The following is an 18417-nucleotide window of genomic DNA, read 5'->3' on the forward strand; positions in this document are numbered from 1 at the left end:
CGTATGAAAGTAAAAACGATTTTAGTCTCTCAACCAGAGCCGAAAATGGATAATTCTCCCTATTCCAAACTTATTGAAAAGGAGAAAGTAAAGGTTGATTTTAGGCCATTCATCCATGTAGAAGCGGTAGATGCAAAAAATGTGCGTCAGCAAAAGATAGATTTAAACGATTTTACCGCAATGATACTGACCAGCAGAAATGCGGTAGATCATTTTTTTAGAATTGCCGATGAAATGCGTTTTAAGGTTCCGGATTCCATGAAGTATTTCTGCCAGTCCGAAGCTGTCGCCTATTATTTACAGAAATATGTAGTTTACAGAAAGCGAAAGATTTACGTAGGCAAGCGTTTATTTACAGATCTTGTACCCTTGATCAAAAAGTATAAGGATGAAAAATTCCTTCTACCCTCTTCTGATGCCCTAAAGCCAGAAGTACCGGAAACTCTAGAATCATTAGGTATACATTGGAAAAGAGCTATTTTTTATAAAACGGTCATAAGCGACCTTTCTGATCTTAGAAACGTTTATTATGATATTCTGGTTTTCTTTAGTCCGTCCGGTATAGAATCCTTACTTCAAAACTTCCCTGATTTTGACCAAAAGGATACTAGAATCGCCGTATTTGGTAATTCTACAGTAGAGGCCGCTACAGGTGCAGGTTTACGTATTGATATAAAGGCACCAACGCCTGAGACACCGTCCATGACAATGGCATTACAGAAATATATTACCAGCGTAAATAAATAAAATTTCCATCAAATTCATAAAAAAAGCCTTGCATTAGCAAGGCTTTTTATTTTAGAAAGCATATCGTTGTGGACCTCCACGCCGTATCTCCTCACTGGCATAACTTTCATATTTTTTAAAGTTTTCCCTAAAAGCATTGGTAAGCTTAAATGCTGTTGTGTAATATTTTTCATCATTGTTCCAAGTTGCCCTAGGACTTAAGACTGAAGTAGGCACACCAGGACATTCCCTAGGTTGCGCAACACCAAACACGGAGTGTATGTGGTATTTATCATACGAGTAAAGACCAAGCTCACCATTTAGCGCCGCCGTAATCATTGCTCGCGTATATTTTAACTTCATTCGGGTACCAACCCCGTAAGGACCGCCTGTCCACCCCGTATTGACCAACCAAACGTCCACACCTGATTCTTTCATTTTCTTACTTAACATTTCTGCATATTTAGTGGGGTGCAACGGCATAAAAGGTGCACCAAAACAGGCAGAAAAAGAAGGTACCGGCTCTACCACACCGGCCTCAGTACCTGCAACCTTTGCCGTATAACCAGAAATAAAATGGTATGCAGCTTGGCTGGGGGTAAGTTTTGATATAGGAGGCAATACCCCAAAAGCATCCGCTGTTAAAAAGAATATATTTTTGACGTTTTTACCAATAGAAGGCAACTGTATATTATCAATATGGTGAATAGGATAACTAACCCTGGTGTTCTGCGTTATGGAAGTATCGGTAAAATCTACATTGCCCTTTTCATCCAAAACCACGTTCTCAAGTATAGCGCCTGGTTTAATTGCCCCAAAAATTTCAGGCTCCTGTTCTTGGGAAAGGTTGATGACCTTGGCATAACACCCACCTTCAAAATTGAATACGGTATTTCTGCTGGTCCATCCATGTTCATCATCACCAATTAATTTTCTGTTGGGATCGGTTGACAAGGTTGTTTTTCCAGTACCCGATAATCCAAAAAATATAGCGGTATCACCCTCCTTGCCCACATTCGCTGAACAGTGCATGGGCAACGTCTCCTTATAAACGGGAAGAATAAAATTCAATGCCGAGAAAATTCCTTTCTTAATTTCACCCGTATAACCTGTCCCACCTATCAAGGCGATTTTTCTAGTAAAATTTAAAATAGCGAAGTTATGTTGCCTAGTTCCATCTGCTGCTGCATCTGCCATAAACCCCGGAGCATTTATAACCGTCCATTCCGGTGTAAAATCATCTAGTTCAGAGGCAGTTGGTCTCAAAAACATATTATATGCAAACATATTGGACCAAGGGTATTCATTGATTACCCTAATATTCAGCCTGTAATCTTGATCTGCACACGCATAACTGTCACGCACAAAAAGCTCTTTTTCGTTTAAATAATCAATGACTTTAGCATATAAAGCATCAAATTTTTCACTCTCAAACGGAATATTAACCGGTCCCCACCATACCTTATCTTTCGTAATATTATCTTTTACGATGAACCGGTCCATGGGAGACCTACCCGTAAACTCTCCCGTATTTACCGCTAATGTTCCATTACTGGTTTCAACACCCATATTTTTATCTATGGTTGCCTTTTGAAGTTGTTCCGGCTCTTCTTGATAATGAAAATTGGCGTGTAAAATCCCATATTGTTTTAAAGAAATGGTATTCGCATTTGTTGCTGAGCTTTTCATGTTTTAAAGAATTAGTTCACGTAAAACTAAAAAATTTAAACATGAACCCTTGAAATTCAGAGCTTAATTAGCCTTTATACTCGTCGAAATACGAATTCTATGAAAGATTGGAAGAAAAGGAAAAATATTCACAGATCATTTATTCAAAATATTGCATTATATGAATCAAATATTGATTTTGAATAAATAATTAGTGATTTTGATTAAAAATTTTAAGAAATAAGCAATTTTCATCACTTTTTTAAAGGGCTATTTTCCTGCCTTAACAGAAAGAATTCTTTCGCTTTTTGTGATAATAATTCCTTTGCATTTTGCAAATTATACGCAAGATCCTTAGATGGGTTTTGAATTTCAAATACATCATAAATACCATGGTCCATTAATTGGTTTTTGGAAATATCCAACTTACCACAAATTGCTATTACCCTAGTATTGTATTTTTCACCAAGCCTCATTACACCCTGAATTAATTTACCGTTCATTGTCTGATCATCTATTTTACCCTCGCCAGTAACAATAAAATCAAAGGCCTTGGCCGCCAACAACTTTTCTACTCCAGACAGACCAAGGATAAAATCAATACCACTTAAGAAATTTGCGCCAAGAAAGGTTTTTAGACCATATGCAGCTCCACCTGCTGCACCTGATCCTGGCAAATGGGCATTTAAAAGGCCGTACGTTTCCGCCACTACCCGATCCAAATTTTCCAATCCTTGGTCAAGTACTTTTATAATTTCATCCGTAGCCCCCTTTTGGCCTGCATATACATAAGCTGCACCCTTAATGCCAAATAACGGATTGCTAACATCATTGACAGCATAAAAGGATACCTCTTTTAAATCATTACCCACCCAACTGTCATCTATACTTCTAATCTGCTCTAAACTATTGCCAATGGCCGGCAATTTTTTCCCTTTGGCATCCAGGAACACATAACCCAATGCACGGGCAATTCCCATACCCCCATCATTGGTAGCACTGCCCCCTAGACCTATGTATATATTCTTAATTCCTTTTTGTACGGCATCCTTTATCTGTAGCCCGGTACCGTACGTACTGGTCAACATAGGATTTCTTTCTTCGGGCTTTAATAGTTCCATCCCAGAAGCATTGGCCAGCTCAATATATGCAGCATTATCCTTTTTATTGTACAGGTAATGGGAGCGTAATGGTTTTCCTAAGGGGTTTTCAGTGACAACCTCAACGGAAATACAGGGCTTATAACTGGCTACGGCATCCATAAAACCATCGCCACCATCAGATGCCTTTATGAATTTATAGGTAAAATCCACCCCTGCTTTTTGCACTCCATCTATAAAAGCTTTTGAAACTTCTTCACTGGTTAAGGAGCCTTTAAACTTATCTGGTATGAGTAGTAGTTTCATTTAGTAATATTTTTTAGGGGGAAACTATCTATGGAAATGTCCCATAATTCTGGGAGTATAAAATATACGAAAAAGGTTAATATAATGATTGATATGATATTCATAAAAAATCCTTTGCTGACCATATCAGGAATTCTTAAATATCCCGATCCAAAAACTACAGCATTTGGTGGCGTGGCGACCGGTAACATAAAGGCACAGGAAGCGGCTACCGCAGCACCTACCATAAGGATAAATGGATGCACATCTATTGATAAGGCCATTGGTGCCAAAACAGGTAAGAGCATAGCGGTAGTTGCCAAATTTGATGTGATTTCGGTTAAAAAATTTACCGCGGTAATGAGCACCACGATCAATAAAAATATAGGCAATCCTGCCAATGATGTCATTTGGTTGCCAATAAAGACGGCCAGCCCACTTACTTCAAATCCTTTGGCCAAAGCCATGCCCCCGCCAAATAATAATATAATACCCCAAGGCATTTTTACCGCCTCCTCCCAATTGATCAATTGGTGCCCCTTCTTTTTGGACGGAATCAGAAATAACAAAATAGCAAAAAATATAGCAATAATTGTATCATCTAAATTTGGCAATATCCGCTGTAACAAAAAAGAGCGGGTTATCCAGCAAAATGCCGTTAATGCAAACACAAAGGCAATAATCTTTTCTTCATAACTGATTTTACCTAAAGTGGACAATAAACGTTTTATCTCCTGTTTGCCCCCCGGAAATGATTTTTGCTTAAACGAAAAAGCAAATCTGGTCAAGTATTTCCAGCATATGAACAATAACAATACGGATATTGGCAGCCCAAACATAAACCACTGCATAAATGTTATTTCATACCCGTAGTTATCTAATACAACACCTGCCAATACTAGATTAGGGGGTGTGCCGATCAAGGTTGCCAAACCTCCAATAGAGGCACTATATGCAATGGCCAACATCAATGCCTTGCCAAATATTTGGTTTTCATCCTCTATAGTATCTGGGTTGTCCCTTAATTGCTTTATAATAGCTAGTCCTATGGGCAACATCATTACTGAAGTGGCCGTATTGGAAATCCACATCGATAAAAATGCGGTTGCCACCATAAACCCTAAAATTATCTTACGAACATCTGAACCTATTAAATTAATGATATGGAGGGCAATACGTCTATGCAGGTTCCATTTTTCAATGGCAATGGCAATTACAAAGCCACCCATGTAAAGAAATACATATTTATGACCAAATGACCCGGATGTAGCCGCCAAATCCAATCCACCGGATAGTGGAAACAAGACCAAGGGCAACAATGCGGTGACCGCTATGGGAATTACCTCCGTAATCCACCAAATGGCTATCCATAATGTAGATGCAAGTACGGCGTTCGCTTCTTTAGAAAGTCCTTCCGGATGAAAAAAGGAGATAATTAGTATAAAGGATAGCGGACCTAGGACCAAGCCCAACCATTTAATTTTATGCATACATCTTACATTGTAGATTGAATTTACGGTTTTATCCAATGCTATTCAACGCCATATTGCTTTTTGCCAGTATTTGATCGTAAAATACTATAACCCAATAATCCCCAACCAGCAATTAAGAAAACTCCGCCTATTGGTGTTAAAAAACCAATGGACCTAAAATCATAGTCCACCACATCATTGAGCGACAAAAGGTAAATTGAAAATGAAAACAGCACCACCCCTATTAACGTACTTATATATATTGATTTTTTGAACAGGATATTTTCTGGCATCAAACCCAACACAAATAAGAAAAAAGCATGATACATTTGATACCGAACACCGGTTTCAAAAGTTGTTACCGCTTCTGTACCTACCAAATTTTTTAAGCCATGGGCACCAAAAGCTCCAAAAACTACCGCCAACAAACCAAATACGCATGCTGTACTTAAAATTGTTTTTTTCATAACTTTATTCTATTATTTTCTTATAAATGTAACATTTTGATACCTTAGTGAATAAATACCAATCAAAAATACTGAAATCGTATGATGCGCAAAATTCTAGTTATAGGGGCAGGAAAATCCACTTCATTTTTATTGGATTATCTTTTAAAAAAGGCTGATGCAGAACAATTAGAAATAACCATTGGCGATATAAATCCCAGTATCATACCCGCTCAAATTACAGACCATGCCCATTGCACTGTAATTACGCTAGATATTTTTGTAGAAACCGAACGTAAGCTTGCTATTGCCAATGCTGATCTTGTCATATCTATGTTACCGGCACGATTTCACATCAAAGTGGCCCAAGATTGCGTTAAACTTAAAAAACACTTGGTAACCGCCTCATATATTAGTCCGGAACTGTTGGCCCTAAACGAAAGCGTAAAGAAAAATAACTTGGTTTTTATGAACGAGATCGGGCTAGACCCTGGCTTGGACCACATGAGCGCAATGCAAGTCATTGACCGTATTCGTGAAAACGGGGGAGAAATCATTCTGTTCGAATCTTTTTGTGGAGGATTGGTAGCTCCCGAAAACGATAATAACCTCTGGAACTATAAGTTTACCTGGAACCCAAGAAATGTGGTACTTGCCGGACAGGGCGGTACGGCTAAATTCATTCAAGAAGGCACCTATAAATATATCCCTTACCATAGACTTTTTAGAAGAACGGAATTTTTTGAAATTGAAGGATATGGCCGTTTTGAAGGGTATGCCAATAGGGATTCCCTTAATTATAGGGAAGCCTATAAATTACAGGATGCCCTCACTATTTATAGGGGAACCATGCGCCGTGTTGGGTTTTCCAAAGCTTGGAATATGTTTATTGAATTAGGGGTAACGGACGATTCCTACACCATTGAAAATTCCGAAAATATGAGCTATAGGGAATTCATTAACCTATTTCTGCCTTATTCGCCCACAGATTCCGTAGAACTAAAATTAAGACATTATCTGAAACTTGACCAAGATGATATTAGGTGGGACAAACTATTGGAACTGAATATTTTTGATCATAAAAAAATAATAGGAATACCCAATGCCACACCCGCACAAGCTCTGCAAAAAATCCTTGAGGATAGTTGGACCTTAAAAGCAGACGAAAAAGATATGATCGTTATGTACCATAAATTTGGATATAGATTAAATGGTCAAGAAAAACAAATAGATTCCAAACTAGTGGTCACCGGTGAAAACCAAACCTATACCGCAATGGCCAAAACCGTAGGACTACCCGTGGCCATTGCAGCATTAAAGATTTTAAATGGTAATATTACTACCCCAGGAGTGCAAATACCTATTACCAAAGAGGTTTACGAGCCCATTCTGGAAGAGTTGAAAACCTATGGTATCAATTTTAAGGAATACGATGTACCCTACTTGGGCTACAACCCTAATGCCGTAGTAAATTGAGCAAATACCAGTATCAATTTAAAAGCAATTAGGTATTTTTATATTTTAATTTGAAACTACTGAATGAAAACACCTACTAGTTTGGCTAAAATTGATGGTATTGACAAGAAAATCCTAAGATTTTTAATGAAAGATGCCAGAAAACCGGTTCTGGAAATTGCGCGAAGCATTGGAATATCTGGAGCTGCCATACACCAGCGCTTACGTAAACTTGAAGCATCTGGCCTATTGGCAGGTTCAAAATTCGTAATCAATCCAAAATCACTTGGATATACCACTATGGCCTATATTGGTATATATTTGGACAAAGCCATGAGTAATCCTGTGGCCGTAAAGCAATTGGAAAAAATTCCGGAAATACTTGAATGTCACTATACCACGGGCAACTGGTCTATTCTTATAAAAGTGTTATGTAGGGACAATGAACATTTAATGCAGGTATTGAACAAGGAAATTCAGCAAATTGAAGGTGTTTCCAGAACAGAAACCTTTATTTCGCTTGCACAACAAATAGACCGGCAAATATCAATTTAAGTGGAGAGCAACAATAGTTCTTCTGAACCAGAACCTAGTTGTATCCTATCTTTTTTTGTAAAACCCAATTTACGCAACAATGCCAACGATCGGGTATTGGTTTCCATACATATGGCTAGAATACGTGAGCTTTGTAATTGATTCTTACCAAATTCCATCATAGCCATAGATGCTTCATACGCACATCCAAAACCTTCGTAAGCAGGTAAGAAGGCAAAGCCCAAATCTATATTATCTAAATAATCCCTTTTCAAAAGTCCGCAAATGCCAATGGGTAAACCATTGCCCAAACAAACCTTTAACAATCCAAAGCCATGTTTTTGATATCCTGCCATAAAATTGTTCACGATATAATCTTCCGCTTTTTTTACGGTAGATAGCTGCTTGTCTCCTATAAACTGTAGCCATCCTTCACTGTTCAATAGTTCATATATAAACGTAGCATCTTCCAAGCTAATGGGTTCCAAACGCAACCTTTTGGTATTTATCCGATCCATAAAAAACCATATAAAACAAAAAACCCGTCTTTGAGACGGGTTTTCTTATGATTATTTTTTTCGTATTAATCTCTACCGCCAAATACTTGTAACCCCCAGTAAACCAAAGTAGCCAGTGAACCTATTGCAGCAACCAAATAGGTACGAGCCGCCCATTTTAATGCATCTTCAGAACCTTTATACTCTTCTGGAGTAACTACATTTTTATTCTTTAACCAAGCCAAGGCACGGTTACTGGCATCATATTCAACAGGTAAGGTGACAAAACTGAACAACGTTGCCAGTCCCATCATTACCAAACCTGCAATGGCTACCCAGTATCCCAAACCTACACCAGCAGCGGCACCCAATGCCAATCCACCGAATACGACCCACATGGACATGCTTGAGGTTACGCTGACAATTGGCACCAATTTGGAACGCATACCCAACCATTCATAAGCTTGGGCATGTTGTACGGCATGACCCACCTCATGGGCAGAAACTGCCGCAGCGGCTGCATTTCTTTGGTTATACACCCCTTCACTTAAATTTACGGTTTTGTTCTTTGGATTGTAGTGATCCGTTAACATACCAGGGGTAGATACCACCTTAACATCTCTAATGCCGTGATCAGCCAACATTTTCTCTGCAATTTCTGCACCACTCATTCCATTTTGCAAATGCACCTTGGAATAAAACTTAAACTTACTCTTTAATTTACTGCTTACCAACCAGCTTACCAATGCTATGGCTCCGATCAATATATAATATCCCATCATAACGTTTCTATTTTTAAATCAATTAAATATACTAAAGATTCATACTTAAATTAGAATCCAACCATTTAAAAGCAAAAACCCCGCCAAAATCCTTTTGATTTTGACGAGGTCTATTTTACTGACAAAATGTACTTGTTATGCTACAATGCCTTCCCAGCCAAAAGCTTCTATTATCTCTTGGTATACTACATTACCATCTACAATATTTAAGCCTCTCCTTAAGGAAGCATCCTTATCACACGCTGTCTCCCATCCTAAATTGGCCAATTTTAAGGCATAGGGCAAAGTTACATTGGTCAATGCCATTGTAGAGGTATACGGTACGGCCCCTGGCATATTCGCCACCGAATAATGTACAACATCGTCTATGATATAAATAGGATCCTCATGAGTTGTAGGCCTTGTGGTTTCCACACATCCGCCTTGGTCTACGGCCACATCTACGATTACTGTACCCGGTCTCATTTCTTTAAGCATATCCCTGGTTATTAAATTTGGTGCCTTGGCCCCTTTTAACAATACACCCCCTATAATTAGATCATGGGTCTTTATAAGCCTTCTAATATTAAATTCATTTGAAAATTCGGTTACTACATGTGGTGGCATCACATCATTAACATAGCGCAAACGTTTCATGTTAATATCCAATATGGTAACATGTGCACCCAAACCTGCTGCCATTTTTGCAGCTTGGATACCTACTACACCTGCACCAAGTACCAACACTTTGCCCGGTGCCACACCTGGTACACCGCCTAACAATACCCCACGGCCCTTTACCGGTTTCTCCAAATATTTGGCACCTTGCTGTATGGCCATTCTTCCCGCTACTTCGGACATTGGCGTTAATAAAGGTAACGTACCTTCTTCATCTTCCACGGTCTCATATGCTATACATACCGCTTTTTGTCTTATCATGGCCTTTGTCAACTCTTCACTTGAGGCAAAATGAAAATATGTAAACAGTATTTGACCCTTTTGTATTAAATCATATTCCTCCTCTATAGGCTCTTTTACCTTAACGATCATTTCACTCATGGCATATACCTGGCCTATAGTATCCAAAATAATAGCACCTGCTTGTTGATAGTCTTGATTAAAGAATCCGCTTCCTTCCCCAGCGCCAGATTGCACATAGACTTTGTGATTGTTCTTTACCAATTCAAAAACACCGGCCGGCGTCATGCCTACCCTGCTTTCATTGTTCTTAATTTCTTTTGGAATACCAACGATCATGATGTTATCATTTTATGTTATACCACAAAATTGAAACTAATTATACACATATCAAACATAAAATCGATAAAATGTAGGGGTTATATGTTTAAATAAGTAATTATATTGAATATACCCCCTAAATTTTTAGGGGGTAAACTTAACTAAAATGAAATAAATTATGCTGAACCCCCTATATTTTAAAAAATTCTGATGAATTGATGATAAGTATAAATGTAACTATTGTAACAAACCACAATCGTTAAACCCAATAAAATAAACGGCACTTTCACGGAATAACAACTCTACGCTTAACGTTATATGGGCCGTCTTTTTGTTTAGCGCAACTATGAAAAAAAACAAAAACGTCATTACGGGATTACGAAGCAATCTGCTAAATCCCAGTTGAGGACTTACTGACCACATCTTTTCGCCGTAATGACGTTTTACAAATAAGTATTACCCTACGATATTTACAATCTTACCGGGTATTACAATTACTTTCTTAGGTTCACGCCCTTGTAATTGCTGTTGTGTTTTTTCGTTGGCCATGACCGCTGCCTCAATTTCATCTTTGGACAAATCCAAGGAAAGCTCCATGGTAAATTTCATTTTACCGTTAAACGAGATAGGATACTCCTTGCTACTTTCCTTTAAGTATTTTTCCTCGAATTTTGGAAAGGGTGCCGTTGCAATGGACTCCGTATGGCCCAATTTACTCCAAAGTTCTTCTGCTATATGGGGAGCATAAGGTGATACCAATATGATCAATGCTTCTAACACTTCCTTATTTGCGCATTTTTGCGCAGACAGTTCATTAACGGCAATCATGAATGTAGATACTGAAGTGTTGAAGGAAAAGTTCTCAATATCTTCCTGAACCTTTTTAATGGTTTTATGCAAAGTCTTCAACGCCTCTTTTGAGGGTTCTTCCTGACCATTATCCTGTGAACCATCTATAAACGGCGCATATAACTTCCATAATTTTTTCAAGAAACCATGGGTACCTGTTATCCCTGCAGTATTCCAAGGTTTGGATTGTTCCAAAGGACCCAAGAACATTTCATACAAGCGTAGACTGTCTGCTCCATATTCTTCACATATGGCATCGGGGTTTACAACATTAAATTTGGATTTGGACATTTTTTCAACCTCACGACCTACTTTAAATGTACCGTCATCCTCAGTAATAAATTCCGCATCCGCATATTCCTCTCTCCACTTTTTGAAACCATCAATATCCAATTCATCCGATGCGTTTACCAATGATACATCTGCGTGTATGGGGACAACTTGATTTAACCTCAATTCCGCCTTTGCTAACTTATTATCAAAATAACCGTCAAGCCTATTTTTTAAATTTGCATTAAACTCATTTAACAATTCAGCCGAATTCCTTAATTGAGAAAACAAACTGAATGAAATATAAACCTGATTCATTTTCTGCTCATCAAAGCCTAAATCAGCACTTCTACCTTCAAAACCAAATGTTGTAGGCGACAATCGATGCACAAAAGCACTTGTCCCCGTAATCATACCTTGGTTGATCAGCTTTTTCGCGAACTCATCTTTGGGCACCAAACCTTTATCGAACATGAATTTTTGCCAGAAACGGCTATACAACAAATGCCCGGTTGCGTGCTCACTTCCTCCAATATACAAATCTACATCCTCCCAATAATCAATGGCTTTCTTTGAAAAAATCTCATCATTATTATTTGGGTCCATATACCTATTAAAGTATTGGGAACTACCTGCCCAACCCGGCATGGTATTCAACTCCAGCGGAAAAACTGTTGTATGATCAATCTTACTATTTGCCACTACCTTATTCGCTACGGTATCCCACGCCCAAACCTCGGCATTGCCCAAAGGCGGCTCTCCGGTTTCGGTGGGCAAGTACTTTTCAACTTCGGGCAACTCAATGGGCAGATGTTCTTTTGCAATCATCTGTGGCATACCATCTACATAATACACCGGGAAAGGTTCCCCCCAATATCTTTGGCGACTAAATACGGCATCGCGAAGCCTATAATTTACCTTGCCTTTTCCTTGACCTAATTTTTCCAATTCAAATATGGCACGCTTTACCGCTTTCTTATAGGGCAAGCCGTTTAAAAAATCAGAATTGGCAATTATGGTTTTATCCTTATCCGCAAATGCTTCTTCAGAAATATCAATTCCTTCAAAAATATTGGGAATTGGCAGGTTAAAATGTTTGGCAAAATCATAATCCCGTTGATCTCCACAAGGTACAGACATTACAGCACCGGTACCATAACCAGCCAATACGTAATCCCCGATCCAGATCGGAATAGGCTCTTTTGTAAATGGATGCTCCGCATAGGCACCCGTAAATGCACCGGATATGGTTTTTACATCGGCCATACGGTCGCGCTCAGAACGTTTTGCCGTAGCTTCTATATATGCCTCTACCTCGTCCTTATACTCTGCTGTTGTAATTTTGCCCACCAATTCATGTTCCGGAGCCAAGGTCATAAAAGAAACTCCGAAAATAGTATCGGGTCTAGTCGTAAACACTTCTATGGTTTCATCGTGCCCATTGACGTTGAAAATTGCCGAAGCTCCTTCACTCCTGCCGATCCAATTGGTCTGGGAATCCTTTAACGGCTGTGGCCAATCTATGGTATCCAAACCATCTAACAACCGCTGGGCATAGGCAGAAATACGCATACTCCACTGGGTCATCTTTTTACGAACTACCGGGTGACCGCCACGTTCCGATACTCCGTTTACAATTTCGTCATTTGCCAATACCGTTCCCAATGCCGGACACCAGTTTACCTCGGTATCCGCCAAGTATGTCAACCTATATTTTAATAGTATTTCTTGCTTTTCCACCTCTGAAAAAGCGGTCCAATCTTCCGCTGAAAAAACAGCAATATCATCATCGCATACGGCATTTATATTGGCATTACCTTCTGTCTCCAATATAGCGATCAAGGTATCTATATCTTCTGCCTTATCCGTATCCTTATTATACCAAGAATTAAAGATCTGGATAAAGATCCACTGGGTCCATTTATAATATTCAGGACTGGACGTACGCACCTCCCTGCTCCAATCAAAAGAAAAGCCCAACTGATCTAATTGCCTCCTATAGGTTTTAATGTTCGCCGCCGTAGTTATGGCAGGATGCTGCCCGGTCTGTATGGCATACTGCTCCGCTGGTAATCCAAAAGAATCATACCCTTGTGGGTGCAATACGTTAAAACCTTGATGCCTTTTATAACGTGCATAAATATCACTGGCTATATACCCCAATGGGTGTCCAACGTGCAGACCTGCACCTGATGGATAAGGGAACATATCCAACACATAGAATTTTTTCTTATCAGAATTGTTCTCCGCCCTAAAGGTTTGGTTTTCTGCCCAATATTTTTGCCACTTGGCCTCAATTTCGTTGAAATTGTATTGCATGATTTTAACTTCTTTGCTGTAAGTCGCAAAAATAGGTGGAATCAACGAGAGTTAAAAAGATATTGGAAATAACAGTGCTCTCATGATTTCCAAACTAGGCTATGGCAGTGATGTAAATTTGGTATCTTAGGATCGTGAAAACAAAATGTCCCAAAATATTTTTTTCCTTCATAACGCTACTTTGCCTATCTAACACGGTACTCCAAGCACAACTAGGCTTTTGCGGAGGTAGCTCCGGAGACCCAATATTTACTGAGGATTTTGGATCCGGAACCACAGACGGACCGGCGCTTCCTGCAGGTACAACATCCTATAATTTTACCACGGGAACACCCAATGACGGAGATTATACCATATCTAGCACCACCAATTATTTTGATTGGATTTCCGTACAGGACCATACGCCGGGAGACACCAATGGAAAGTCATTCATTGTCAACGCAAGCTTCACCGCCGGGGAGTTCTACCAAAGACAGGTCATGGGTCTATGCGAAAATACCACCTATGAATTTTCATCATGGCTTATCAATTTACAATCTATAGGAAGTTGTGAAGGCAATAGCATACCAGTTAACGTAAGATTTCAGATTTGGGATGAAACGGATACCAATTTATTGGCGCAGGGAGATACCGGAAGTATTACAGCAAATTCCAATACGGAATGGCAACAATATGCCTTGGTTTTTACCACTGAACCCGGACAAACCTCGGTTATTCTTAAGATGAGGAACAATAGCAACGGAGGTTGTGGTAACGACCTGGCCATTGATGATATTGTCTTTAAATCTTGTGGGGACAACGTTACCGTAAGCACCAATTCCGCCGAAGAAAGTTTAACCATATGTGAAGACCAAGGCAGCGTAACAAGTACCATTATTGCCACACCGGATAATTCTATTTTCTCTACCCATGCCTATCAATGGCAACAAAGTAACGATCAACAACTATGGTCGGATATCCCTAATGAAACCAGCAATACGTTGTCAACCCCACCCATAACGGAAACCACGTATTACAGGGTAAAAATTGCGGAAGATCCCATAAATGTCAACAATGACCTTTGCAATATTGTGTCCAATGTATTTGATATTATAGTGCAAACTATACCCAATGCTCCTATTAGTAATGGGAATGTTACTATTTGCCAAGGTGAAACCGGTATTCTTACCGCCACTACCGTTAATGGATATACCGTGAACTGGTATGACCAGCCTACCGGTGGCTCCTTATTATTGGAGGACTCCATGAATTTTGAAACAGAACTTGCAGGCACCTATTATGCCGAAGCCGTATCAACAACTATAACTTGTTCCTCAACTTCTAGAACGGCCATTTCATTAACCGTAAACCAACCTCCTAATGTACAGGATGAAACCGTTACTTTTTGCGAGGGAACCATGGCCATCTTAACCGCCAATATGGACAATGCCAACTATGAATGGAACACAGGGGCAACTACCCAGGAAATTACAACAGACACCCCAGGGATATATACGGTCCTAATAACTGACAGTAACGGTTGCTCCGCAACCAAAACGATTACCGCAGAACAGATAGACCTGCCTATAATAAGCACTATTAGATCCAACGGACCATCTATTGAAATCACTATAGAAAATGAAGGAGAGTTTGAGTACTCCCTAGACGGATTTAATTATCAAAACAGTCCGGTTTTTGAAGCTGTAAATGGGGGAAATTATACCATATATGTTAGGGATACATTTAACTGCGGAGTGGTTACAGCAAGTTTCGACCATTTGGTAATCCCTTCTTTTTTTACACCAAATGGAGATAACGTAAATGATGTATTTGAGCTTGAAGGAACAAATGCCTTCCCCAACCTAACCATATCCATTTTTGACCGTTATGGCAAATTATTGAAATTCGCCAATTCCGATGCCGCTTATTGGGATGGGACTTTTCAAGGAAAACAAATGCCATCAGATGATTATTGGTATAAGATCATTGCTGGAAGTATACAAATTGACGGACACTTTACACTGAAACGTTAACAGGTTGAAAATTTCAAGCTGCATTTAACTTTACTTTGCTATTTTTACTGCACTTTTAAGTGCTATATGGCGAACTCTTTTGAAAATTATCAACGACGTAAACTAATCTCATCATACTTTTCCGTAGTGCTAAGTATTGCTTTGGTACTGTTTTTATTAGGTATCTTGGGCCTTTTGGTATTAAATACCAAAAAATTGGCCGATCGCTCAAAGGAACAAATTACTATTTCCGTCTTCCTAAAAGAGAATACCAAGGAGATTGAAGTAGAACAACTTCAAAAAACCTTGGCCATGTCAGAATATACCAAATCGTCTACCTATGTCTCCAAGGAAGAGGCCGCAAAACAACATAGTGAAGATATTGGAGAGGATTTTGTGGACTATCTAGGATACAACCCTCTAAAAAATTCCATTGATGTAAAATTGAAAGCCGATTTCGTGACCGCAGAAAAAGTGGAGGAAATTGCTGCTACGCTTGCTGAAAAAAGTTTTGTGGACGAAGTCAGTTATGACCGTGTTTTGGTCAGTATGGTAGCTAAAAGTGTAGAGCAAATTGGTTTTTGGATCTTGGTAGCCAGTGCCATATTTACTTTTATTGCCGTACTATTGATCAACAGCTCCATAAGATTGTCCATCTATTCCAAAAGGTTCATCATCAAGACCATGCAAATGGTAGGGGCCACAAAGACTTTTATCAGAAGACCTTTTATTTGGCAAAACATTAAACTGGGTATGATCGGCGCTGCAATTGCCTTATTGGCCATTGCCGGAGTCGTCTATTATTTAAATACCAATTTTCAGGATTTTGGGCTTTTTGACGAACCATACATTTTAATCATCCTTTTTGTCAGTGTATTTCTTTTGGGTATCCTTATTTCGTTCATCAGCACGTATTTTGCGACCCAACGTTTCCTAAACCTTAGAACCGACGAATTATATTATTAAATTTGCGCCATGAGTAAAAAGAACAAAGTAGAACAACCGCCTAAACAGGAGTTTATCTTTCAAAAGAAGAATTACACGTTTATGTTCATAGGCATTGCTTGTATCGCATTAGGTTTTATATTAATGAGCGGAGGAGGAAGTGACGACCCCAATGTATTCAATCCGGAAATATATAATTTTAGGAGAATTCGTTTGGCCCCTACTTTAGTGTTGATTGGCCTAGGCATTGAAATCTACGCAATCTTACTGAACCCACACAAAAAGAAAGCATAATTGGATACTTTAGATGCTATACTGCTCGGGATCATTCAAGGATTGACCGAGTTCTTACCCGTATCATCAAGCGGTCATTTGGAATTGGGCAAAGCAATACTTGGTGATAATTCCTTACAGGAAGAGAGTTTATTGTTCACCGTTGTCCTACATTTTGCAACTGCGCTTAGTACCATAGTTGTGTTCAGAAAGGATATTTGGGAAATTATAAGTGGATTGTTTCAATTTAAATGGAACGAAGAAAGTCAGTTTTCCGTAAAGATTATCATTTCCATGATACCGGCCGTCATTGTAGGCCTCTTTTTCGAGGAGCAACTAGAAGCATTTTTTGGCGGCAATATTAGATTTGTAGGCTTTATGTTGATCATAACCGCCGTATTACTTTATTTTGCAGATAAAGCCAAGGATACCCAAAAAAAAGTAAGTTTTGGAAACGCCTTTATTGTAGGCATATCTCAAGCAATTGCCATGCTACCGGGTATTTCAAGAAGTGGCGCTACAATTTCAACGTCCGTTCTATTAGGGGTAGACAAATCCAAAGCGGCAAGATTTTCATTCTTGATGGTAGTTCCTCTAATTTTTGGCAAGATTGCCAAAGACCTAATGAGCGGGGATCTTAACTTTACCGGAGAAAACAATGTTGCCATGGGTGCAGGGTTTATCGCCGCCTTTATAGCAGGTTTGGCCGCATGTACCTGGATGATCAAACTGGTACGTAAAAGCAAACTTTCCTATTTTGCCATCTACTGCCTTATCGTAGGATTAATTGCCGTGATTTACGGTTTTACCAACTCATAACACCCACCATAAACAAACCCAAAACCTACATGGAAAATTTAACGAAAGAAGATTTCCTAAACGGTAAGGTGTTATTGATCGATAAGCCTTTGGGATGGTCCTCTTTCCAGGCCGTAAATAAATTAAAATGGGCCATTAGAAAAAAATTCAGTCTTAAGAAATTTAAAATTGGCCATGCCGGTACATTAGATCCATTGGCAACCGGACTTTTAATTATCTGCACAGGTAAGTTCACCAAAAAAATTACCGAGTTTCAAGGTCAGGAAAAAGAATATACTGGCATTTTCACCCTAGGTGCTACAACACCTTCCTATGACTTGGAGACCGTTATTGATAACACTTACCCCACAGACCATATTTCACCGGCGTTGATTAAGGAGACCACCCACCAATTTATTGGGGAAATAGCGCAAGCACCCCCTGTATTCTCGGCATTAAAAAAGGATGGTAAGCGCCTGTATGAACTGGCTAGGGAGGGTAAGACCGTAGAAATTTCCAAACGTATTGTTACGATTAGGGAATTTGAAATAACCAAAATTGATGACCTTAACGTTCATTTTAGAATTACATGTAGCAAAGGCACTTACATCCGTTCCATAGCCAATGATTTTGGCCTTGCACTAGGTTCAGGGGCACATTTATCTGCCCTAAGGAGAACCAAAATAGGTGATTTTAACGTAGATATAGCCCAAGACCCTATGATATTTGCCAATGTATTATTGGGCACCGAACATGGTTCTTGAACGACTTTTAAGGATTAGGCATACG

General features: G+C 39.2%; 16 protein-coding genes. 8 read left to right on the forward strand and 8 right to left on the reverse strand.

Going from position 1 to position 18417, the window contains the following annotated elements; genetic code table 11:
• Positions 1 to 3: 3 nt before the first annotated feature.
• Complete coding sequence (locus CHB68_RS10615; RefSeq protein ID WP_089260858.1) at positions 4 to 747, forward strand: uroporphyrinogen-III synthase; 744 nt, start codon at positions 4 to 6, stop codon at positions 745 to 747.
• A gap of 51 nt (positions 748 to 798) precedes the next feature.
• Here the strand turns inward: CHB68_RS10615 and pckA are convergent, their stop codons facing one another.
• The 4 genes from pckA to CHB68_RS10635 form a co-directional block, all read right to left on the reverse strand.
• A complete protein-coding gene (gene pckA, locus CHB68_RS10620; protein WP_089260859.1) occupies positions 799 to 2415 on the reverse strand; it encodes a phosphoenolpyruvate carboxykinase (ATP) in 1617 nt (538 codons plus the stop codon).
• Positions 2416 to 2648: 233 nt separating this feature from the next.
• Positions 2649 to 3800, reverse strand: a complete 1152-nt coding sequence (locus CHB68_RS10625; RefSeq protein WP_089260860.1) for a glycerate kinase — start codon at positions 3798 to 3800, stop codon at positions 2649 to 2651.
• Positions 3797 to 5269 carry an SLC13 family permease gene (locus CHB68_RS10630; protein WP_089260861.1) on the reverse strand — a complete coding sequence of 491 codons (1473 nt, stop codon included), beginning with the start codon at positions 5267 to 5269 and terminating at the stop codon, positions 3797 to 3799. Before CHB68_RS10630 ends, CHB68_RS10625 begins: the two co-directional genes overlap by 4 nt.
• 41 nt (positions 5270 to 5310) lie before the next feature.
• Positions 5311 to 5718, reverse strand: a complete 408-nt coding sequence (locus CHB68_RS10635) for a DUF423 domain-containing protein (protein ID WP_089260862.1) — start codon at positions 5716 to 5718, stop codon at positions 5311 to 5313.
• 81 nt (positions 5719 to 5799) lie between these two features.
• On the opposite strand from CHB68_RS10635, the gene CHB68_RS10640 reads away from it, so the two are divergent.
• Together CHB68_RS10640 and CHB68_RS10645 are read left to right on the forward strand one after the other, a co-directional pair.
• On the forward strand, positions 5800 to 7173 hold the full coding sequence (locus tag CHB68_RS10640) for a saccharopine dehydrogenase family protein (protein WP_089260863.1): 1374 nt from the start codon (positions 5800 to 5802) through the stop codon (positions 7171 to 7173).
• A 63-nt stretch (positions 7174 to 7236) separates the two neighbouring features.
• The gene (locus CHB68_RS10645) at positions 7237 to 7707 is read left to right on the forward strand and encodes an Lrp/AsnC ligand binding domain-containing protein (RefSeq protein WP_089260864.1); all 471 of its coding nucleotides are present in this window, start codon (positions 7237 to 7239) and stop codon (positions 7705 to 7707) included.
• Here the strand turns inward: CHB68_RS10645 and CHB68_RS10650 are convergent.
• From CHB68_RS10650 to CHB68_RS10665, 4 genes are all read right to left on the reverse strand, one after another.
• On the reverse strand, positions 7704 to 8204 hold the full coding sequence (locus CHB68_RS10650) for a GNAT family N-acetyltransferase (protein WP_089260865.1): 501 nt from the start codon (positions 8202 to 8204) through the stop codon (positions 7704 to 7706). The two genes, CHB68_RS10645 and CHB68_RS10650, sit on opposite strands and share 4 nt — an antisense overlap.
• 65 nt (positions 8205 to 8269) lie before the next feature.
• Positions 8270 to 8965, reverse strand: coding sequence for a zinc metallopeptidase (locus CHB68_RS10655; protein ID WP_089260866.1), 696 nt, complete (start codon positions 8963 to 8965; stop codon positions 8270 to 8272).
• A gap of 135 nt (positions 8966 to 9100) precedes the next feature.
• The gene (gene ald, locus CHB68_RS10660; protein WP_089260867.1) at positions 9101 to 10201 is read right to left on the reverse strand and encodes an alanine dehydrogenase; all 1101 of its coding nucleotides are present in this window, start codon (positions 10199 to 10201) and stop codon (positions 9101 to 9103) included.
• A gap of 438 nt (positions 10202 to 10639) precedes the next feature.
• Positions 10640 to 13621 carry a leucine--tRNA ligase gene (locus tag CHB68_RS10665; protein ID WP_089260868.1) on the reverse strand — a complete coding sequence of 994 codons (2982 nt, stop codon included), beginning with the start codon at positions 13619 to 13621 and terminating at the stop codon, positions 10640 to 10642.
• Between the two features lie 134 nt (positions 13622 to 13755).
• Here CHB68_RS10665 and CHB68_RS10670 point away from each other — a divergent pair, with 134 nt between their 5' ends.
• The 5 genes from CHB68_RS10670 to truB all read left to right on the forward strand — a co-directional run bounded on the left by CHB68_RS10670 (position 13756) and on the right by truB (position 18392).
• Positions 13756 to 15633: a T9SS type B sorting domain-containing protein gene (locus tag CHB68_RS10670; protein WP_089260869.1), complete on the forward strand. Its 1878-nt coding sequence runs from the start codon at positions 13756 to 13758 to the stop codon at positions 15631 to 15633.
• A 66-nt stretch (positions 15634 to 15699) separates the two neighbouring features.
• Entirely contained in the window at positions 15700 to 16578 is an 879-nt protein-coding gene (locus CHB68_RS10675) for a cell division protein FtsX (protein ID WP_089260870.1), read from the forward strand.
• Between the two features lie 9 nt (positions 16579 to 16587).
• A complete protein-coding gene (locus CHB68_RS10680) occupies positions 16588 to 16851 on the forward strand; it encodes a DUF3098 domain-containing protein (RefSeq protein ID WP_089260871.1) in 264 nt (87 codons plus the stop codon).
• A complete protein-coding gene (locus CHB68_RS10685; protein WP_089260872.1) occupies positions 16852 to 17649 on the forward strand; it encodes an undecaprenyl-diphosphate phosphatase in 798 nt (265 codons plus the stop codon).
• Positions 17650 to 17678: 29 nt separating this feature from the next.
• The gene (gene truB / locus CHB68_RS10690; RefSeq protein WP_089260873.1) at positions 17679 to 18392 is read left to right on the forward strand and encodes a tRNA pseudouridine(55) synthase TruB; all 714 of its coding nucleotides are present in this window, start codon (positions 17679 to 17681) and stop codon (positions 18390 to 18392) included.
• Positions 18393 to 18417: the final 25 nt, after the last annotated feature.

This window comes from Maribacter sedimenticola (assembly GCF_900188415.1).
Classification (GTDB): Bacteria; Bacteroidota; Bacteroidia; order Flavobacteriales; family Flavobacteriaceae; genus Maribacter; species Maribacter sedimenticola.

Bases quoted from the DNA above. Each gene is read 5' to 3' on its own strand.
- CHB68_RS10615 (WP_089260858.1), top strand. From the start codon at position 4: ATGAAAGTAAAAACGATTTTAGTCTCTCAACCAGAGCCGAAAATGGAT.
- pckA (WP_089260859.1), bottom strand. From the start codon at position 2,415: ATGAAAAGCTCAGCAACAAATGCGAATACCATTTCTTTAAAACAATAT.
- CHB68_RS10625 (WP_089260860.1), bottom strand. From the start codon at position 3,800: ATGAAACTACTACTCATACCAGATAAGTTTAAAGGCTCCTTAACCAGT.
- CHB68_RS10630 (WP_089260861.1), bottom strand. From the start codon at position 5,269: ATGCATAAAATTAAATGGTTGGGCTTGGTCCTAGGTCCGCTATCCTTT.
- CHB68_RS10635 (WP_089260862.1), bottom strand. From the start codon at position 5,718: ATGAAAAAAACAATTTTAAGTACAGCATGCGTATTTGGTTTGTTGGCG.
- CHB68_RS10640 (WP_089260863.1), top strand. From the start codon at position 5,800: ATGATGCGCAAAATTCTAGTTATAGGGGCAGGAAAATCCACTTCATTT.
- CHB68_RS10645 (WP_089260864.1), top strand. From the start codon at position 7,237: ATGAAAACACCTACTAGTTTGGCTAAAATTGATGGTATTGACAAGAAA.
- CHB68_RS10650 (WP_089260865.1), bottom strand. From the start codon at position 8,204: ATGGATCGGATAAATACCAAAAGGTTGCGTTTGGAACCCATTAGCTTG.
- CHB68_RS10655 (WP_089260866.1), bottom strand. From the start codon at position 8,965: ATGATGGGATATTATATATTGATCGGAGCCATAGCATTGGTAAGCTGG.
- ald (WP_089260867.1), bottom strand. From the start codon at position 10,201: ATGATCGTTGGTATTCCAAAAGAAATTAAGAACAATGAAAGCAGGGTA.
- CHB68_RS10665 (WP_089260868.1), bottom strand. From the start codon at position 13,621: ATGCAATACAATTTCAACGAAATTGAGGCCAAGTGGCAAAAATATTGG.
- CHB68_RS10675 (WP_089260870.1), top strand. From the start codon at position 15,700: ATGGCGAACTCTTTTGAAAATTATCAACGACGTAAACTAATCTCATCA.
- CHB68_RS10680 (WP_089260871.1), top strand. From the start codon at position 16,588: ATGAGTAAAAAGAACAAAGTAGAACAACCGCCTAAACAGGAGTTTATC.
- truB (WP_089260873.1), top strand. From the start codon at position 17,679: ATGGAAAATTTAACGAAAGAAGATTTCCTAAACGGTAAGGTGTTATTG.